This is a genomic window from Stenotrophomonas sp. 10L48 (genome assembly GCF_056395105.1).
This window is the reverse complement of sequence record NZ_JBFTIX010000007.1, coordinates 230,275-249,689: the sequence shown is the minus strand read 5'-3', so window position 1 is coordinate 249,689 and position 19,415 is coordinate 230,275. Positions and strand designations below refer to the sequence as shown.

The 19,415-nt window shown below is 65.6% G+C and carries 17 protein-coding genes; 9 read left to right on the top strand and 8 right to left on the bottom strand.

From position 1 onward, the window contains the following. Window positions 1-33: 33 nt before the first annotated feature. From AC1DCU_RS14120 to AC1DCU_RS14105, 4 genes are all read right to left on the bottom strand, one after another. Window positions 34-558, bottom strand: a complete 525-nt coding sequence (locus tag AC1DCU_RS14120; RefSeq protein ID WP_442251815.1) for a tetratricopeptide repeat protein — start codon at window positions 556-558, stop codon at window positions 34-36. A gap of 436 nt (window positions 559-994) precedes the next feature. Further along, on the bottom strand, window positions 995-1,606 hold the full coding sequence (coaE, locus tag AC1DCU_RS14115; protein ID WP_442251814.1) for a dephospho-CoA kinase: 612 nt from the start codon (window positions 1,604-1,606) through the stop codon (window positions 995-997). An 11-nt stretch (window positions 1,607-1,617) separates the two neighbouring features. Then, window positions 1,618-2,481 carry a prepilin peptidase gene (locus AC1DCU_RS14110; RefSeq protein ID WP_025874291.1) on the bottom strand — a complete coding sequence of 288 codons (864 nt, stop codon included), beginning with the start codon at window positions 2,479-2,481 and terminating at the stop codon, window positions 1,618-1,620. A gap of 7 nt (window positions 2,482-2,488) precedes the next feature. Continuing rightward, complete coding sequence (locus AC1DCU_RS14105; protein ID WP_478013546.1) at window positions 2,489-3,748, bottom strand: type II secretion system F family protein; 1,260 nt, start codon at window positions 3,746-3,748, stop codon at window positions 2,489-2,491. A 355-nt stretch (window positions 3,749-4,103) separates the two neighbouring features. On the opposite strand from AC1DCU_RS14105, the gene AC1DCU_RS14100 reads away from it, so the two are divergent. The 3 genes from AC1DCU_RS14100 to pilB all read left to right on the top strand — a co-directional run bounded on the left by AC1DCU_RS14100 (window position 4,104) and on the right by pilB (window position 6,952). Next, a complete protein-coding gene (locus tag AC1DCU_RS14100) occupies window positions 4,104-4,517 on the top strand; it encodes a pilin (RefSeq protein WP_442251812.1) in 414 nt (137 codons plus the stop codon). Between the two features lie 80 nt (window positions 4,518-4,597). After that, window positions 4,598-5,005, top strand: a complete 408-nt coding sequence (locus AC1DCU_RS14095) for a pilin (protein WP_442251811.1) — start codon at window positions 4,598-4,600, stop codon at window positions 5,003-5,005. A 219-nt stretch (window positions 5,006-5,224) separates the two neighbouring features. Next, window positions 5,225-6,952: a type IV-A pilus assembly ATPase PilB gene (gene pilB / locus AC1DCU_RS14090; protein ID WP_088101005.1), complete on the top strand. Its 1,728-nt coding sequence runs from the start codon at window positions 5,225-5,227 to the stop codon at window positions 6,950-6,952. Window positions 6,953-7,365: 413 nt separating this feature from the next. On the opposite strand, the gene AC1DCU_RS14085 is transcribed toward pilB, so the two are convergent. Further along, a complete protein-coding gene (locus tag AC1DCU_RS14085; protein WP_025874296.1) occupies window positions 7,366-8,739 on the bottom strand; it encodes a sigma-54-dependent transcriptional regulator in 1,374 nt (457 codons plus the stop codon). A 54-nt stretch (window positions 8,740-8,793) separates the two neighbouring features. Continuing rightward, window positions 8,794-10,407, bottom strand: coding sequence for a sensor histidine kinase (locus AC1DCU_RS14080; protein ID WP_333623457.1), 1,614 nt, complete (start codon window positions 10,405-10,407; stop codon window positions 8,794-8,796). 376 nt (window positions 10,408-10,783) lie between these two features. On the opposite strand from AC1DCU_RS14080, the gene sucC reads away from it, so the two are divergent. From sucC to AC1DCU_RS14065, 3 genes are all read left to right on the top strand, one after another. Beyond that, window positions 10,784-11,953, top strand: coding sequence for an ADP-forming succinate--CoA ligase subunit beta (sucC, locus tag AC1DCU_RS14075; protein WP_025874298.1), 1,170 nt, complete (start codon window positions 10,784-10,786; stop codon window positions 11,951-11,953). A 21-nt stretch (window positions 11,954-11,974) separates the two neighbouring features. Then, window positions 11,975-12,850 carry a succinate--CoA ligase subunit alpha gene (gene sucD / locus AC1DCU_RS14070; protein WP_017356169.1) on the top strand — a complete coding sequence of 292 codons (876 nt, stop codon included), beginning with the start codon at window positions 11,975-11,977 and terminating at the stop codon, window positions 12,848-12,850. A 215-nt stretch (window positions 12,851-13,065) separates the two neighbouring features. Then, a complete protein-coding gene (locus tag AC1DCU_RS14065; RefSeq protein WP_442251809.1) occupies window positions 13,066-14,700 on the top strand; it encodes an NAD+ synthase in 1,635 nt (544 codons plus the stop codon). 110 nt (window positions 14,701-14,810) lie between these two features. Here the strand turns inward: AC1DCU_RS14065 and AC1DCU_RS14060 are convergent, their stop codons facing one another. Continuing rightward, complete coding sequence (locus AC1DCU_RS14060; protein ID WP_478013544.1) at window positions 14,811-16,010, bottom strand: lipase family protein; 1,200 nt, start codon at window positions 16,008-16,010, stop codon at window positions 14,811-14,813. Window positions 16,011-16,162: 152 nt separating this feature from the next. Then, window positions 16,163-17,047 (bottom strand): outer membrane protein assembly factor BamD, encoded by an 885-nt coding sequence (locus AC1DCU_RS14055; protein ID WP_032975164.1) that lies wholly within the window; start codon window positions 17,045-17,047, stop codon window positions 16,163-16,165. A 113-nt stretch (window positions 17,048-17,160) separates the two neighbouring features. On the opposite strand from AC1DCU_RS14055, the gene rluD reads away from it, so the two are divergent. Genes rluD through AC1DCU_RS14040 form a run of 3 tightly spaced genes read left to right on the top strand, consistent with a single transcriptional unit; the run spans window position 17,161 to window position 19,348 of the window. After that, on the top strand, window positions 17,161-18,150 hold the full coding sequence (gene rluD / locus AC1DCU_RS14050; protein WP_049469884.1) for a 23S rRNA pseudouridine(1911/1915/1917) synthase RluD: 990 nt from the start codon (window positions 17,161-17,163) through the stop codon (window positions 18,148-18,150). After that, the gene (gene pgeF / locus AC1DCU_RS14045) at window positions 18,150-18,923 is read left to right on the top strand and encodes a peptidoglycan editing factor PgeF (protein WP_442251806.1); all 774 of its coding nucleotides are present in this window, start codon (window positions 18,150-18,152) and stop codon (window positions 18,921-18,923) included. The genes rluD and pgeF overlap by 1 nt, the downstream gene beginning before the upstream one ends. Then, window positions 18,923-19,348 carry a thiol-disulfide oxidoreductase DCC family protein gene (locus tag AC1DCU_RS14040; protein WP_442251805.1) on the top strand — a complete coding sequence of 142 codons (426 nt, stop codon included), beginning with the start codon at window positions 18,923-18,925 and terminating at the stop codon, window positions 19,346-19,348. The genes pgeF and AC1DCU_RS14040 overlap by 1 nt, the downstream gene beginning before the upstream one ends. The last annotated feature ends 67 nt before the right edge of the window (window positions 19,349-19,415 follow it).

Genomic DNA, 19,415 nt, shown 5'->3' with positions numbered 1-19,415 from the left:
GCCGCAGGCTCCAATTCGGATCGTGACAGTGTGTCAGTCATCGGCGTGCATGAGCCCGTGCGCAAGCACGAACTCCTGCGCAGTCTCGTCCCCACCTTCAGCGGCCCGCCTGATCCAGGCAAGGGCCTCTGTCCTGGCCTGCTTCACTCCCTTGCCATGGAGCAAAGCAAGGCCGTACTCGTACATCGCCGGGGGATAACCTGCCTCGGCTGCCGATTTGAAGCAGGTGGCCGCGCGCGCAACATCGATTTCCACTGAGTCGCCGAACAGATGGCGCATGCCGAGTTGCAAAATCGCCGGGGCATAGTTCTTCGCGGCTGCGGCGCGGAGCTGACGGATGGAGCGCTCCTCAAACACTTCGGACGTTTCGCCGGATATGCTCAGATGGGCGGCGAGAAAAACAGCCTCGCCACCATCCGAGTCCAAATGGGCGCGGATGTGCTCCAATGCGGCCGTGATCTGGCCGTCATTCAATAGTCTTTCAAAGACTGTTGTTATTTGTGTCGGCAGCTTCATGGCGAACCGGCGGGTATCGTAGGCAAAAGGACGGTTGCCCAAGGATTTCCGGGAAACGTCGACACAAGGGCGAGGCATGTCGAGGCGTAGATCAAAACGTGAATCAAAACGTAGATCAAAACGTAGATCAAAACGTAGGCCCCTTGTCATACTGTTCGGTCTGGCCCTCGCCGCCTGCTCGGCTTTGAGCGGTTGGGCAGTGCTGCACTATGAAGTCAGCGAACTGTCCGGTCGGTGCCGCGTGTTCTGTGGCGTGGGCACGATGGTCAAGCATCTCTTCGGGCCGTTGGCGTATCAATGGGGTGTTGCGATGATCTTCTTTTTTGTCGCAGTCCTGTGTGTGGATCTGGCAATCCGCCGGGGCATTCAAGGTCGCTGATTGCCTCGGGGGTGTGAATTGCCCCGGCCGGGACATCCCCCTGCGCGCGATGCAGATCACCCAGGAGGCGACATCAGCCATGCAGGGTGAAGCCCGCCCTTACCCGGGAGCCAACCCCAGATACCGCAGATGCAACCGCTCGACCTGCGCCTGCAGGTCATCCGGATGGCCATCATTGACCAACACGTCATCGGCCAGCGCCAAGCGCTGTGCGCGGGTGGCTTGGGCGGCGATCATCTGGTCGGCCAGCGCGGCGTCGATGCCGTCGCGCTGCATCAGCCGGGCGTGCTGCACGGCTTCCGGGGCATCCACCAGCAGCACCCGGTCCAGCCACGGATAGGCCTGGCGACCGCCCACTTCGGTCAGCAGCGGGATCGCCGCCAGCGCATAGGGGCTGGCGGCCTGTTCGCACTGCTGCTGCATCAGCCGGCGGATGGCCGGGTGGGTGATCGCTTCCAGCGCCGTCCGCTCGGCCGGGTCGGCAAAGATGTGGGCGCGCAGGCGCGCCCGGTCCAGGGCGCCGTCGGCGAGCAGCATGTCTGCACCGAAGCGCACGGCAATCAGGGCGAGGGCAGGGCTGCCCACCGCCACCACCGCACGTGCGGCCAGGTCGGCGTCGGCCACGACAATCCCCAGCGCCTCGAAGCGCCGGGTTACTTCACTCTTGCCCGAGGCGATGCCGCCGGTCAGGCCCACCACATACTGGCTCATGGGGACTCCCCTCAGCGCAGCCCGCTCATCACCAGATACTGGTTCAGCAGGGGCTCGCCCCACATGAAGAACAGCCAGCCGGCCAGTGCCAGGTAGGGGCCGAACGGAATCGGTGTCGCCCGGTCACGGCCGCGGCTGTACAGCCAGATCGAGCCGATGAGGGCGCCCAGCACCGACGACATAAGGATGATCGGCAGGATGCCCTTCATCCCGCACCACGCGCCCAGTGCGGCCAGCAGCTTGAAGTCGCCGTGGCCCATGCCTTCCTTGCCGGTCAGCTGCTTGAACAGCCACCACACCGACCACAGCGACAGGTAGCCCAGCAGGGCGCCGAGCAGGGCCGGTTTGGCGGGCATGTACAGGTTGTCGATGCTGCCGATCAACCCCAGCCACATCAGCGGCAGGGTCAATTGATCCGGTAGCAGCTGGGTGCGCAGGTCGATGCCGGACAGGGCGATCAGGAAGCAGGTCAGCACGATCGCACCGAAGCCCTGCCAGCCGAAGCCGAACTGCCACACACAGGCCAGCACCATCACCGCGGTCAGGGCCTCCACCAGCGGGTACTGGATGGAGATGGGCGCCTTGCAGTGGCGGCACTTGCCGCCCTGGATCATCCAGCTGAACAGCGGGATGTTCTCGTACCAGGCCAGCTTGTGCTTGCAGTGCGGGCAGTGCGAAGGCTCCACCACGATGCCCGGCGGGGGCGGTTCGTAGAAGTCCGGCTCCTCCAGAACCTCGCGCGCATCGCGCTTCCACTGCCATTCCAGCCGCTTGGGCAGGCGCAGGATGACGACGTTCAGGAAGCTGCCCAGAAGCAGTCCCAGGCCGGCCGCGGCGGGATAGCCGAGGCCGGGATGCTGGTCGAGAAATGCCATGTATGTTTTATCCGACGACGGAAGCGAGCTTGAAAATCGGCAGGTACATGCCGATGACCATGCCGCCGACGATGGTACCAATGATCACCATAATGACCGGTTCCAGCAGGCTGCTCAGGGCGTCAACGGCATTGTTGACCTCCTGCTCATAGTACTCGGCCACCTTGAACAGCATGGCATCCAAGGCGCCCGCCTCTTCGCCGATGCCGGTCATCTGGATGACCATGTGCGGGAACAGGTTGGTCTGTTTCATGGAAACGTTGACCGGGTAACCGACAGACACGTCGTCGCGCATTCTCAATACGGCATGCTCGTAAACCGTATTGCCGGTCGCGCCGGCCACGATGCTTAGTGCCTCTACCAGCGGTACGCCGGCCTTGAAGGTCACGGCGGTGGTGCGGGCAAAGCGCGCAATCGAACTGTTGTGCATGATCTGCCCGATTACCGGCAGCTTCAGAACAAGTCGGTCGATACTGTGTTGTAGCTTCGGTGAGCGCTTATAGGCGGCGATGAAGCCGACTATCGAACCGATGATGAGCAGCAGAATCAACCACCACCACGAGACCATGAACCGGGACAGGTTGACGATGAACTGGGTAAAGGCGGGGAGGTCCGCGCCGAAGCCTTTAAACACGTCCTCAAACTGAGGTACTACCCAGACCAACAGGATGCCGCTGACCAGCAGGGCAACCGCAAGCACCATGGCCGGGTAGAACATCGCTTTCTTGATCTTGCCCTTCAGGGCCTCAATGTTCTCTTTATAGTTGGCGACAGTGTCCAGTACTGTCTCCAGAACGCCGGCGCCTTCACCAGCCCGTACCAGGTTGCGGTAGAGCTCGTCGAACTGTACCGGGTACTTGCTGACAGCCTCATAGAGCGACGAGCCGCCTTCAATATCGGTGCGCAGGCCATCCACCATCTTCTTCATGCGCGGGTTCTTGTGCCCGTTCGCGATGATGTCCAGCGAGCCTACAATGGGTACGCCCGACTTCATCATGGTGGCCATCTGCCGACTGAAGAAGGCAATTTCCTTCGGCGTGATCTTGCTCCCGGCCGCGCCAAATAGAGGCTTGGGCTTAAGTTTGACCATACCGGGATTTATGCCCTGACGGCGCAACTCGGCCCGCAGCAGGTTCGCATTCTTCGCGGCCTGCTCTCCCTTCATCTTCACGCCCCGCTTGTCGGTCCCCTCCCAGACAAACGGCTGCAGCTCCATGGTGCTACGCGCCACGGGCCCCTTCTTGATCGCACTGCGACTGACAGACATATCGGCTCCCCAAGACCCACCATCCCCAGGCGGGCATCTAGCCGTCGATGGTAGCGGGTTCATGCCCGTCTGGGCAGTTGCCGGAGGGCCCATCATGCGAATTCGTGCCGGGTGCCGACCAAAGGTGACGCACTGCGTCACATTGCCGCGTCCATCGCAGATTCGTACTCCGGGGGTTCCCATCCGTGAAATAGCTGCCATCATGGGCGTGGGGAAATCCAGGGGGAGGCGTGCCGGGGTTGGCACGCAACCTGCGTTGATCCACCCGCAGGGGACAGGAGCCCGCTCAACCGGCCACGGCCGGATCGATCCTGTGCTCTGAACATCAACCACTACTATCTTGGGGACGTACCAAATGAAGAACCAGAAGGGCTTCACCCTTATCGAACTGATGATCGTCGTTGCGATCATCGCCATCCTGGCCGCAATCGCCCTGCCGATGTACCAGGACTACGTGGCCAAGTCGCAGACCGCTGCGGGCCTGGCCGAAGTCACCAGCGGCAAGACCGCCGCTGAAGTTGCACTCAACGAGGGCAAGGACTTCGCTGATCCCGCCGACATCGGTCTGAAGGTTTCGACCCGCTGCCCGACCGTCACCGTGAAGGGCACCGCCTCGTCCGGTGCGGCTTCGATCGCTTGCACCCTGGCCGGCAACTCGCAGGTGAAGGACAAGACCATCACCCTGACCCGCGCCACTGCGGACGGTACTTGGACCTGTGCCACGACCGTGCTGAAGAAGTACTCCCCGACGGGCTGCACCGGCGCCTAATACGCTCCGGAAGAAGCCCCGCGAAAGCGGGGCTTCTTTCGTTTGCAGGGACGGTAATTCACTCATGAGCTGGGGGAGCCATGAATCGAACTAGAGGTTTCACGCTGATCGAGCTGATGATCGTGGTCTCCATCATCGCCATCCTCGCCGCTATCGCGTTGCCGATGTATCAAAATTACGTAGCCAAGGCCGATCTGGCGGCTGCCCTGTCGGATATCCGGCCGGGCAAGACGACGATGGAGTCCGTTGCACAAGACAACCAGAACGCGGCTCTGGTCAACGCGGAGTACATTGGGCTTAAGCCAAGTACGAGATGCTCTGCGGTTTCGGCGGAACTGGCCGCCACGGGTGTGGGCAGCATAACCTGCACCTTAGTTGGTGGCGCACCCGTTTTAGGCAAGAATTTGATCCTACGCCGGGCAGCCGACGGTACTTGGAGCTGCGACGGCAGCGCCTTTGAAGCACGCTATCGTCCAACGGGCTGCTGATCACATTTCAGCCGGCAATGGGATGTTGGGCGACCCTTGACGGGGCTATCATCCCCGGGGGAGTCAGGATCGAGCCTGCCGGGCCGGCAACGCCGGGCAAGGCAGCGTTGCTCATGGATTGGCGATGCCGCTGGCCGATGCTCGCGGCAGGTTCTGCTGCCCTGTGTGGTGCCCCTGGAGGGCGCACCGCATTGCCAGACCCATGAGCCAAGGATTTCTATGAACGCCGTTACCACCGCCAATCTCGTCGGCATCACCGGCCTGGCCCGCCGCCTCGTCCAGGACGGCGCGCTGGACGAAGTCGCTGCCCGCGATGCCATGGCCAAGGCGGCCGCCGCTCGCCAGCCGCTGCCGACGTGGTTCGCGCAGAACAAGCTGGTCAGCGCCTCGCAGCTCGCCGCCGCCAACGCGGTCGAATTCGGCATGCCGCTGTTCGACGTGTCCACGTTCGACAGCAGCCAGAACGCGATGAGCCTTGTCAGCGAAGAGCTGCTGCGCAAGCACAACGTGCTGCCGCTGTTCAAACGCGGCGGCAAGCTGTTCGTCGGCACCAGCAACCCCACCCATTCGCTGGATGAGATCAAGTTCCACACCAATCTGGTGGTTGAGCCGATCCTGGTGGACGAGGACCAGATTCGTCGCACGCTGGAGCAGTGGCATGCCAGCCACGACACGATGGGGGATGCGCTAGGTGGCGACGATGACGGCATGGCCAACCTCGATGTTGGCGGTGGCGACGACGACATGGCCAGCACCGACAGCGGTATCGACGCCAAGGGCGACGACACCCCGGTGGTCAAGTTCGTGAATAAGGTATTGGTCGACGCTATCCGCAAGGGCGCGTCGGACATCCACTTCGAGCCCTACGAAGACGACTACCGCGTGCGTCTGCGCATCGACGGCCTGCTGAAGATGGTCGCGCGCGCGCCGAACAAGCTCAACCAGCGCATCGCCGCGCGCCTGAAGGTGATGGCGCAGCTGGATATCGCCGAAAAGCGCGTGCCGCAGGACGGGCGCATCAAGCTCAACCTGTCCAAGACCCGGCAGATCGACTTCCGCGTCAGCACGCTGCCTACGCTGTTCGGTGAGAAGGTGGTGCTGCGTATCCTCGATGGCAGCGCGGCCAAGCTGGGCATCGACAAGCTGGGTTACGAGCCGGACCAGCAGAAGCTGTTCCTGGAGGCGATCCACAAGCCGTACGGCATGGTGCTGGTGACCGGTCCGACCGGTTCGGGCAAGACGGTGTCGCTGTATACCGCGCTGGGCATCCTCAACGACGAGACCCGCAACATCTCCACCGCGGAAGATCCGGTGGAAATCCGCCTGCCGGGCGTGAACCAGGTGCAGCAGAACAACAAGCGCGGCATGACCTTTGCCGCGGCGCTGCGTTCGTTCCTGCGACAGGATCCGGACATCATCATGGTCGGCGAAATCCGCGATCTGGAAACGGCGGAAATTGCGATCAAGGCTGCGCAGACCGGTCACATGGTGCTGTCCACGCTGCATACCAACGATGCGCCGCAGACCATCGCGCGCCTGATGAACATGGGTATCGCGCCGTACAACATCACCAGCTCGGTGACGCTGGTGATTGCCCAGCGCCTGGCGCGCCGCCTGTGTTCGAACTGCAAGCGCCCGGCCAATCTGCCGGAGCATGCGCTGCTGGCCGAGGGCTTCACCCAGGCGCAGCTGGATGCGGGCATCGAACTGTATGAGGCGGTGGGCTGCGACGAATGCACCGAGGGCTACAAGGGCCGTACCGGCCTCTACCAGGTGATGCCGATGACCGACGAGATCGCGACCATCGTGCTGGCGGGCGGCAACGCGCTGCAGATTGCCGAGGCTGCGCAGGCGATCGGCGTGAATGACCTGCGGCAGTCGGCGTTGAAGAAGGCGGCCGCGGGCGTGACCAGCCTGGCCGAGATCAATCGCGTCACCAAGGATTGATGCCGTAGATCCACGCCATGCGTGGATGGGCGGTGCACGGGGTTGCCGGCCAGCGGCCGGCACTACCATTTCGACGCAGAACGGGCGGTTGATCCACGCCATGCGTGGATGGGGTAACCAGTAGATCCACGCCCTGCGTGGATGACGCGGTACATGAGGTTGCCGGCCAGCGGCCGGCACTACCATTCCGACGCAGAACGGGCGGTTGATCCACACCATGCGTGGATGGGCAACCAGTAAATCCACGCCATGCGTGGATGGGCGATGCACGGGGTTGCCGGCCAGCGGCCGGCATCACCATTCCGACGCAGAACGGCCGGTTGATCCACGCCATGCGTGGATGGGCAACCAGTAGATCCACGCCATGCGTGGATGGTCGGTGCACGGGGTTGCCGGCCAGCGGCCGGCACTACCTATTCCATCCCCAGCTTCTTCAGCTTGTAGCGCAGCGCACGGAAGGTGATGCCCAGCTGCGCGGCAGTGCGGGTCTTGTTCCAGCGGTTTTCTTCCAGCGCGCGCTGGATCGCACTGCGCTCGAGCTGCTCGATATACGAGGGTAGGGCGGCACTGCCTGGATGCAGATCCACAACGGCTTCAGCGTGCGCAGCGCTGCCGGGTGAGCGAGGCGCATGCTGCGGCAGGCGCAGGTCGTCGGCGCCGATACGGTCTTCCTCGGCCAGTGCCAGCGCGCGTTCGAGGATGTTCTCCAGCTCGCGCACGTTGCCGGGGAAGCCGTACTGGGCCAACGCGTCCAGCGCCGACGGCGCCAGCAGCGGGGTGGCGCGGCCGTGGCTGCGGGCCAGCCGCGCCAGGATCGACGCGGCCAGCGCGGGCAGGTCCTGGCGACGCTCGCGCAGCGGCGGTACGCGCAGTTCGATGACGTTGATGCGGTAGTAGAGGTCGTGGCGGAAGCGCCCGTCTTCGACCAGCTCGGCCAGATCCTTGTGGGTGGCCGAGAGGATGCGCACGTCCACCGGTTCTTCGCTGGGGGCGCCCACCGCGCGCACCGATTTTTCCTGGATCGCACGCAGCAGCTTCACCTGCATCTGCAGCGGCAGCTCGGCCACTTCATCCAGGAACAGGGTGCCGCCGTGTGCGGCCTGGAACAGTCCCGGCTTGTCGGCATGGGCGCCGGTGAAGCTGCCCTTGCGGTGGCCGAAGAACTCGCTCTCCATCAACTCGGTGGGAATGGCGCCACAGTTGACCGGCACGAACGGCCCAGCGGCGCGTGCACCCTGAGCATGGATGGTGCGTGCAACCAGTTCCTTGCCCACCCCGGATTCGCCCAGGATGTAGACCGGTGCCTGGCTGCGCGCAACCTTGCCGATGGTGGCGCGCAGCACGTCCATCGCCGGCGATTCGCCGAGCAGACGTGCGGCCTGTTCGGCGGCGGGACCGGCAACCGGGCGTTCGCTGTTGTTGAGTTCCAGCGCATGCTTGACCAGGCCGCGGAGCACGGTGATGTCCACCGGCTTGCTGACGAAATCGAAGGCACCGGCTTTCAGCGCTTCCACGGCCAGGTCCATGCTGCCGAAGGCGGTGATCATCGCCACTGGCGTGCGCGGATAGTGCTGGGCGATCTCGCTGACCAGTTCGATGCCATTGCCATCGGGCAGGCGCATGTCGGTTATGCACAGGTCATAGGGATTGCTGGCCAGCAGTTCGCGGGCTTCGGCGAGGTTGGCGGCGGTGCTGATGCGCAGGCCCATGCGGCCGAGGGTCAACACCAGCAGTTCGCGGATATCGCGTTCATCGTCGACGACGAGGGCGCTGCGGGTTTCGTTCATGGGTGGGAAAGATAGCCGAGGGTGTGGAAGGCGACAAATGTTTGACGCACCGAATCAGTGCGGAAGCAGGGTGTGCGGGCCGGGCAGTACCAGGCGGAAGCAGGAGCCGCCGGCGGGGACGGGGATGTAATCCAGCCGCGCCTGGTTGGCCCTGCACAGCTCGCGGGCGATATAAAGGCCCAGGCCGGTGCCGTGCTCGGAGGTGGTGAAGAAGGGGCGGAACAGTTGCGCGGCGACGGTCTCGGGGATGCCGGGGCCACGGTCCATCACGTCGATCACCGCACTTCGCTCGTGCTGGGCCACGCGCAGCCGCACGCGCGCGGGCTGCTCGCCGATGCGGCCGTACTTGAGGGCGTTGTGCACCAGCACGGTCAGCACCTGGTACAGGTGGCGCGGGTCGACCTGGGCCGGCACAGAGGTGTCGTTGATGATCGGTTCGATGCTGTCGGTTTCCAGCGTCTGGCCCTGCTTGTACTCCAGCACGAAGCGGCGCACGAAGGCGGCCAGGTCGACATTTTCCGGGTTGGCGCGTTCGCGCCGGGCCAGGCCCAGCACGCTTTCAACGATGCCGTTGGTGCGCTGGCACTGCTGGTGGATGATCTGCAGCAGGCGGCGGTCGCTTTCGTTGAAGCCGGTGCCTTCCTCCAGCAGCTGCACGGCGTAGTTGATGGCCGCCAGCGGGTTGCGGATCTCGTGCGCGAGGCTGGCCGAGAAGCGCCCCATCGCCGACAGGGTGAGCGATTCGGCGCGGCGCGAGACCACGCTGGAGTCGTCCAGGAACACCAGCACCAGGTCGCTGCCGGCCAGCAGGCGGGCGAAGCGTGGCTGCACTTCCGGCTGGTCGGGGTTGAGTTGCAGCGGCATTTCATCCTGTGCCCAGCCGTTGCGCCAGCGTTGCAGGCGCCGGGCAAGTTCGGGGGCGACACTGGCCAGGTCGAGGCGGCCCGAATCACTGTTGCCATCGCGGTCGCCCAGCAGGATCGAGGCAGCTTCGTTGGCCAGGGTGATGCGGTTGTCGGCATCCACCACCACCACGCCGGTGCGCATGCGGCGGATGATCAGTTCGTTGATCTGGAACAGGTTGGCCACTTCGTCGCCACGCTGGTTGGCCAGCTGCTGGTTGCGGCGTGCACGGTTGCCGACCTGGTAGCTGATGAAGGCCAGCGCCAGGTAGCTGGTGGCGAACATCGCCAGTTCGGCCAGGGTGCGGGTGGGATCGCCGCCTTCCAACACTTTCCACAGGTATTCGGCGGCGGTGGCGACGCTGGCGGCCAGCGCCAGCACCAGGCCCCAGCTGAGCGGCAGCAGGGTGGCGGCGGCGGCGATGTTGAACAGCAGCGACATCGAGATGCCGGCGCTGGCGCCGGGCAGGGCGTGCGCCAGCAGGCTGGCGGCGACGATGTCCAGCAGCACGCCGCCAACCACGATCGGCCGCAGCCAGCGTTCGTTGCGGCCGATCACCAGCCACAACAGGGACAGCAGCAGATAGGCGGCGCCGACCGAATAGGCCAGGCGCGGGTGATGCGCTTCGCCGACCATGGCCGACAACGGGCTGTACAGCAGGGCGGCGATGACCGAGGCGATCAGCACCCGGTACAGGGCGAAGAAATACAGCTCGCGCCGCGGTATCGATTCGATGCGGTCGATCAATGAAGCACTGGGTGACACGCCGGAACTCCCCTTCTGGCTGCCTGGAACTGGGTCATGACGGCGGTGGGCCGAACCTGCCCGACGTCCCCCGATCGTCGGATCTGCTCGCTGCCCGGTTGCCGGCACCGTGGGTCGAATTTATGGGGCCAGTATAGGGCGCCTGTACCGGGCTGGGCTGCGCAGTCGGCCCGGGCGGGCGTTTGCGGTGTGATCCAGGCCGTGCCGCAACTGCCTGAATGACCATGGAAATCTGGCCGGTTCGGGCCTTTTGTCCATACTTCTTTGCGCCCCGGCGCCGGCTCGGCCACAATAGTGGGCCCGCCGCGGTCCATGCCGGCGCCCCGCCGGGGCCCTGAGGAATTGCGTGCGGTCGTTCCTATTCCCACGGTGACGCATGAATTTCCACGAATACCAGTCAAAACAACTGCTTGCCGAGTACGGCATCCCGGTCCCGGCCGGCAAGGTCGCTGCGACCCCGGACGAAGCTGTTGCCGCTGCCAACTCCCTGGGCCAGGGCCCCTGGATGGTCAAGGCGCAGATCCACGCTGGCGGCCGCGGCAAGGCTGGCGGCGTCAAGTTCTGCAAGACCACCGACGACGTGAAGGCCGCTGCGGCCAAGATGCTCGGCACCAAGATGGCCACCTACCAGACCGCTGGCGTTGAACTGCCGGTCAACCTGGTGCTGGTGACCACCGCTGGCGAGATCGTCAAGGAACTGTACCTGTCGGTGCTGGTTGACCGTGGCACCAAGACCATCACCTACATCGCTTCTTCGGAAGGCGGCGTGGAGATCGAGCAGGTCGCCGCTGAAACCCCGGAGCTGATCCACTCGCTGAACGTCGACTTCGTCGAAGGCGTGCAGGGTTACCACGGTCGTGATTTCGGCTTCAAGCTGGGCCTGACCGCCAAGCAGGCCGGCCAGTTCGCCAACATCATGGTGAACCTGTACCGCCTGTTCAACGAAAAGGACCTGGCGCTGGTTGAAATCAACCCGCTGGCCATCCTGGACGACGGCAACCTGTACGCGCTGGACGGCAAGTTCGACAGCGACGACAACGCCGCGTTCCGCCAGAAGGCCCTGGTCGCCATGCGCGACAAGACCCAGGAAGATCCGACCGAAGTGATCGCTTCGGAGCTGGACATCAACTACGTCACCATGGACGGCAACATCGGCTGCATGGTCAACGGCGCAGGCCTGGCCATGGCCACCATGGACGTCATCAAGCTCAACGGCGGCGAGCCGGCGAACTTCCTGGACGTGGGCGGCGGCGCCAACAAGCAGCGCGTCATCGAAGCGTTCAAGCTGATCCTGTCCTCGGACAAGGTCGAAGGCATCTTCGTCAACATCTTCGGCGGCATCGTCCGCTGCGACATGATTGCCGAAGGCATCATTGCCGCCGTGAAGGAAGTGGGCGTCAAGGTTCCGGTCGTGGTGCGTCTGGAAGGCACCAACGTGGAAGAAGGCAAGCAGTTGCTGCGTGACAGCGGCATGGCCATCATCCCGGCCGACAACATCAACGACGGTGCCAAGAAGGTCGTCGAAGCTGTCAAGAACGCCGCCTGATCCGACACCGAAGGAAATCCAATGTCAGTTTTGATCAATAAGAACACCAAGGTGATCGTGCAGGGCTTCACCGGCCAGCAGGGCACCTTCCACGCCACTCAGATGATCGAGTACGGCACCCAGGTTGTTGGCGGCGTGACCCCGGGCAAGGGTGGCACCACCCATATCGACCTGCCGGTCTTCAACACCGTTGCCGACGCCGTGCAGAGCACCGGCGCCAACGCTTCGGTCATCTACGTGCCGCCGCCGTACGCGGCTGACGCGATCCTGGAAGCCGCTGCTGCCGGCATCAAGGTCATCGTCTGCATCACCGAAGGCATCCCGGTGCTGGACATGCTGCGCGTCAAGAACGTGCTGACCCGTTCGCATCCGGACACCGTGCTGATCGGGCCGAACTGCCCGGGCGTCATCACCCCGGGCGAGTGCAAGATCGGCATCATGCCGGGCCACATCCACAAGCCGGGCAAGATCGGCATCGTGTCGCGTTCGGGCACCCTGACCTATGAAGCGGTCAAGCAGACCACCGAAGTCGGCCTGGGTCAGTCCACCTGCATCGGCATCGGTGGTGACCCGATCAACGGCCTGAACTTCGTCGACTGCCTGAAGCTGTTCAACGAAGACCCGCAGACCGAAGGCATCATCATGGTCGGCGAAATCGGCGGCGACGCTGAAGAAGCCGGTGCCGAGTACATCAAGAACCACGTGAAGAAGCCGGTCGTCGGTTTCATCGCGGGTGCTTCGGCTCCGGCCGGCAAGCGCATGGGCCACGCCGGTGCGATCGCATCGGGCGGCAAGGGCACTGCCGAAGGCAAGTTTGCTGCCATGGAAGCTGCTGGCGTCGTCACCGTGCGTTCGCCGGGCGACCTGGGCGCTGCCATCGCCAAGCTGGTGAAATAAGATCGACTGCCTTCGGCAGACGATTCTGTAGAGCCGGCCGTTGGTCGGCTGCTTGAAACAGAAGGGCCGCCTCAGGGCGGCCTTTCTGCGTCTGGGCATCCGCTGGGCATGGCCCGGCGCTACCAGAATGGTCCACGCGGTAGCGCCGGGCCATGCCCGGCGAGCGCATGTCGCGGCGCTACAATGTGCGTATTGCAACCACAGGCTGGACCCTCATGGCTTCGATCCGCATCGCGATGGCGCAGTTCGACTTCCCGGTTGGCGATGTCGCCGGCAACACCGAGCGCATCATCGAGATGATCGGCCAGGCGCGCGATGAGTACGGCGCCGGGCTGGTGATGTTCCCCGAGCTGGCAGTCAGCGGCTATCCGCCGGAGGACCTGCTGCTGCGCCCGGGCTTCCTGTACGAGTGCGAGCAGGCGATGACCCGCATTGCTGCTGCGTGCCGTGGCATCACCGCTGTAGTGGGCTGGCCACAGGCCGCCGGTGCGGTGGTCTACAACGCGGCCAGCGTGCTGCGCGATGGCCTGGTGGAGCAGACGTACCGCAAGCGCGAACTGCCCAATTACGCGGTGTTCGACGAGCGCCGCTACTTCGATGTCGACCCGGACGGTGGCAGCTGCGTGTTCGAGGTCGACGGCATCCCGGTCGGCCTGCTGATCTGCGAGGACCTGTGGTTCGCCGAGCCGCTGGCCGATACGGTGCGTGCCGGCGCGCAGCTGGTGGTGGTGCCCAATGCCTCGCCGTACGAGCGTGGCAAGCATGCCCAGCGTGACGCTGTGCTGGCTGCACGTACCCGCGAAAGCGGCGCGGCGATCGCCTACCTCAACGTGGTGGGCGGCCAGGACGCGCTGGTGTTCGATGGTGCATCGGTGGTGGCCGATGGAGATGGCACGGTGCACCCGGCCGCGGCGGCCTTCGTCGACCAGTGGCTGGTGGTGGACTACGACGGCGCTACCCGCCGCTTCCTGCCGCAGGTATGGATGGACGACGGCGACGAGAGCATGGATGCGCTGGCCTGGCGCGCGGTCACCCGCGGCATCCAGGACTACTGCAGCAAGAACGGTTTCAAGAAGGTGTGGCTGGGTCTGTCCGGTGGCATCGACTCGGCGATCGTGCTGGCCATGGCGGTCGATGCACTGGGCGCGAAGAACGTGACGGCGGTGCGCCTGCCGTCGCGCTATACCGCCGGGATGTCCAACGACCTGGCCGCCGAGCAGTGCGAGGCGCTGGGCGTGAAGCTGGAAGCCGTTTCCATCGAGCCGGCGTTCCAGGGCCTGATGCAGGCGCTGGCGCCGATGTTCGAGGGCACTACGCCGGATGTGACCGAGGAGAATTTGCAGTCGCGCAGCCGTGGCGTGATCCTGATGGCACTGGCCAACAAGTTCGGTGGCCTGCTGCTGACCACCGGCAACAAGAGCGAGTACGCGGTCGGCTACGCCACCATCTATGGCGACATGTGCGGGGGGTACGCGCCGCTGAAGGACCTGTACAAGACCGAGGTGTTCGGCCTGTCCAAGTGGCGCAACACCGTTGGCGGTGCGCCGGTGATCCCGCCGGCGGTGATCAGCCGCCCGCCCTCGGCCGAACTGCGCGAAAACCAGACCGACCAGGATTCGCTGCCGGCCTACGACGTGCTGGACGGCATCCTGTACCGCTACATCGACCAGGAGCAGTCGCGCACGGAGATCGTCGCTGCAGGCTATGACGCGGCGGTGGTGGATCGTGTGCTGCGGCTGGTGCGGATCAGCGAGTGGAAGCGCCACCAGGCCGCGCCGGGCCCGAAGGTCTCGCGCCGCGCGTTCGGGCGTGAGCGCCGCTACCCGATCAGCAACGGCTACAAGAGCTGAGGACCGGTCGCCGGGCATGGCCCGGCGCTACCGATGTTCGATGGATCCATCGGTAGTGCCGGCCGCTGGCCGGCAACCGGGTGTACCGCCCATCGATGCACGGCGTGGATCTACCGGGCCTCGTTGAGCAGCTGCTCCAGGCCGGCGGTTTCGGCGGCCTCGTCAAATTGGCTGTGCCCCAGCCGCGCACGCACGAATGCCAGGCCATCGGCCGCCGCTGCGTCCAGCGTGCCGCGATGGTCGACCGGGTATCGGCGGAATGCCACCGGTTCGCCGCGCAGGGCCAGGCCGACGGCATACAGCAGGGTGGTGAGATAGGGCACGTCGCGATCCTCGCTGCCGTGGCCCAGCATCAACGGCTGGCTGAAGCCCCGCCGTGGCACGCCCAGATAGTCATGCAGCAGCGCCCAGATGCCCGGCACCGAGGTCAACGGTGCGCTGAACATTTCTCCCGTGTTCGCACCTTCCAAGGTGGCCGCCAGCGGGCCCAGGCACTGCTGGCGCGCCAGCGTGACCCGTGCATGGCCTTCATCGCTGAGTACGCGTGCGATACGCGGCTCCACCTGCAGCAGGCCATCGAGGAGGTAGGCGTGATAGGCATTGAGCGCGCCCGGATTCGGCGTGCGGCTGTCCGGCTTCATCACCAGCGCGGTCAGTTCGACGGCCGTGGGTGTGCCGGTGGTGAAGCTGCCGCGGTACTGCAGCGAGGGTCCATAGGACGGTGCCAGATGGCCGGCAGTGAGTGCGGCAGCGCCGCCCTGCGAATGGCCCACCGATACCCAACGCGGTGACAGCGTGGCATTGCCGAGGAAATGGCGGCTGGCCTTGATGAGATCGATGGCGTTGCGCGCGGAGGTGCGCACGTGCAGGTAGGCGTGGTCACCCGGGCCGCCCAGGCCTTGGTAATCGGCGGCGAGAACGGCATAGCCCTGTGCCAGGAACTGGTCGAGGAAGCGGCCATCGCGCTCGGGCTGATAGGGGCCGGATACCGAAGGCGCGCAGTGGTCGGCGATGCCCTGGGTGCCGTGGGCCCAGGATACGACCGGCCAGCCACCTGCCGGCGCAGGCCCGGCGGGCAGGTAGACCAGCCCGGTCGCCTCGGCCAGGCGTCCGTGATGATCGGGGGTGCGGTAGGCCAGCTTGTAGGCCTGCGCGGCCTTGGAGGGCACCCAGCTGGCGCGGTAGGGCGCGGCCGAGAGCAGGTCACCCGGCTCCGCCGCCAGCGCGACAAGGGGACTGGCGGCCAGCGCGAGCAGGGCAGTGACCAGCAGGGTCGGGCGGGGTCGGAACCGCAGGGACGATGAGGACATGTGGCGCTCCATGCAGGCCGGGATGGCCTTTGCGCCGCATTCTGGGAGCTGTCCTGCGCGCCGACTGCGATGGAAGTCGCAATGATCGCCGGTTCGTAGCATTCCTAGCGGTGACGCCAGGCAAAAAAAAGGCCCCGTGCGGGGCCTTCTTCTTACTTCTTTTCCAGTCGCGCATTGCGCTGGCCGGTCGCGGCGGACTTTTCGCCGGCAAACGGGTTCAGCTTGCGGATCATCCACGGGTACTTCGGCCACTTGCCTTCCAGCCACGGGTGATCCGGCTGGTTCAACTGCAGGACGCGGCGGGCGTCGTCGGCCAGGGTCTTGTTGCCCAGGTGGGTGTAGGACTCGGCCAGCACCGCCACGGCATCGTTCTGGAATGCGCTCTGCGGGTAGTTTTCCAGCAGGTAGTTGGCGCGGCCGGCAGCCGAGACCCAGGCGCCGCGACGCACGTAGTACAGGGCGTTGTCGAGTTCGTGCTGGGCGAATACGTCACGCAGCACCAGCATCCGCTGGCGCGCATCGGCGGCGTAGCGGCTGTTGGGGTAGCGATCGACCACGATGTTGAAGTCTGAATACGCCTGATGCGGCGTGGACAGATCGCGGCGGCTCGCGTCCAACGACCATACGCGACGCAGGAAAACCGTATTGCGGTTGGAGTTGGCCAGGCCGCGCAGGTAGTACAGGTACGCGATGTTGCGGTGCGTCGGGTAGGTACGGATGAAGCGGTCGATGCTGGACACCGCGTCATCGTGCTTGCCGGCCTTGTACTGGGCATAGGCCGATTCGATCATCGCCTGCTCGGTGTACGGGCCGTAGGGATACTGTGCCACCAGGCGACGGAAGCTGGCTTCAGCGCCACTCCAGTTGCCGCCTTGCATCAGCTTGTGGCTCTTTTCGTAGAGCTGTTCGACCGGGGTGCCTTCATCAGGGCGATCGCCCTTGGTGCCGCGGTTGCAGCCAGTGGCGACGATGACCAGCACCAGCAGGAGGGCGGTCAGGCGGACGGGCGCGGAGAGCAGGACGGAGCGTCGGATCATGGGGTCAATGCGGGACGCGGCTGGAATACGAAGGGTCGATGATAGCCTAGTGTCCTGTCCAGCGACTGAAACCGGCTCGCCGGGACCCCAAAATTTCGAAGATGCCCCCTGCCATGTCTGAACAACCCTCCGAATCGGCCCGCCAGGCCATTGTCCCCGACACCTCCGCCGGCCGCCGTTTCGACGCGGTCGTGGCCGAGCTGTTCCCCGAATACTCCCGCTCCCGCCTGACCGAGTGGATCAAGGCCGGCGACGTCCTGCTGGACGGCGCGCAGGCACGCCCGCGCGACGCGCTGCGCGGCGGCGAGGTGGTCACCCTGCAGGTGGTGCTGGAAACCCAGACCAGCGCCGAGCCGGAAGACATCCCGCTGGACGTGCTGTTCGAGGACGAGCACCTGCTGGTGATCAACAAGCCGGTCGGCCTGGTCGTGCACCCCGGTGCCGGCAACCACAGCGGTACTCTGGTCAATGCGCTGCTGTACCGCGACCCGTCGGTGGCGGTGCTGCCGCGCGCGGGCATCGTGCATCGCCTGGACAAGGACACCAGCGGCGTGATGGTCGTGGCCCGCACGCTGGAAGCGCAGACCGCACTGGTCGAGCAGCTGGCCGCCCGTGACGTGCACCGCCAGTACCTGGCCGTGGTGATGGGCGCGCTGGTGGCCGGTGGTACCGCAGATGCGCCAATCGATCGCCACCCGCGCGACCGCCTGAAGATGGGCGTGCGCGAGGATGGCAAGGAAGCGGTGACCCATTACCGCCTGCGCGAGCGCTTCCGTGCGCATACCGCGCTGGAATGCCGCCTGGAAACCGGGCGTACCCACCAGATCCGCGTGCACATGGCGCACCTGCGTCATCCGATCGTGGGCGATCAGCTGTACGGCGGTGCGCTGAAGCTGCCCAAGGGGGCCAGCGACGAGCTGGTGGCCGCGCTGCGCGGCTTCAAGCGCCAGGCCCTGCATGCAGAGACCCTGGAGTTCGTGCATCCGATCAGTGGTGAGCCGGTGCGCAACACGGCGCCGGCGCCGGCCGACATGCTGCACCTGATGAAGGTGCTGCGCGAAGACAGCGCGGCCTTCGCCGAGCGTGAGCGGGACCGCTGGTAATGACTACCGCGCTGCCGCTGCCGCTGCTGCAGGCTGATTGGCCGGCGCCCCCGGGCGTGCATGCACTGACCACGCGCCGGCATGGCGCGGGTATCTCGCCAGCGCCGTTCGCCCAGTTCAACCTGGGCAACCGGCATGCGGCCGACGGTGACACCCCGGCCAACGTCGAGCACAACCGGCAGCTGCTGCAGCAGGGCTTGGCACTGCCATCGGCGCCGCATTGGCTGCGCCAGGTGCACAGCAGCACCGTGCTGCGTTTCGGCGCGCCGCCGGTGGAGGGCGCCAGCGAACCGGTGGCCGATGCCGCGGTGACCTCGGTGCCCGGCGTTGTGCTGGCGATCCTCACCGCGGACTGCCTGCCGGTGGTGTTCGCCGCTGTCGATGGCAGCGAGGTGGGCGCCGCCCATGCCGGTTGGCGTGGCCTGGCCGACGGCATGCTGGAGGCCACCGTGGCCGCCATGCAGACGCCACCGGCGCAGCTGCGCGCGTGGCTGGGCCCGGCAGCGGGACCGGCCGACTACGAGATCGGCGAAGAGGTGTACCACGCCTTCGTCGGCCACGACGCGGCCGCTGCGGCGGCCTTCGTGGCGACCCGCCCCGGTCACTGGAAAGTGGATCTGTTCGCGCTGGCGCGACAGCGCCTGCAGGCCGCGGGCATGGAGCTGGGCAACATCCACGGCGGCACGGTCTCGACCATGGCCGATGCGGATCTGTACTCGCACCGTCGCGACCGCCGCACTGGCCGGATGGCGACGCTGGTGTGGATGGACTGATGCGCGGGGATCGCGCTGCGGGGGCAGAACCTGGCGGCGTGATCGTCTTCGATGGCGTCTGCGCGTTGTGCAGCCGCTGGGTGCGTTTCCTGCTGCGGTTCGACCGGCAGGAACGCTTTCGCTTCGCGGCGATGCAGGGCGCGCAGGGCAGCGCGATGTTGCGCGCGCATGGCCTGGACGCGCACGACCCGACCTCGTTCCTGCTGTTGGACGGGCAGGGCGCGTGGACCGATACCGATGCGATCCTGCGCGTGCTGGCGGCACTGGGTGGTGGCTGGCGCCTGGCGGCCGTACTGCGCGTGCTGCCACGCCGCTGGCGCGACGGGGCCTACCGCATATTGGCACGCAACCGCTATCGCTGGTTCGGGCGCCATGACACTTGCTACCTGCCCACCCCGGAACAAGCCGCGCGGTTCCTCGATTAAGCGCCGCCGGGCGTGGCCCGGCGCTACCCCGTGCCCGGATCAATGTAGCGCCGGGCCATGCCCGTGG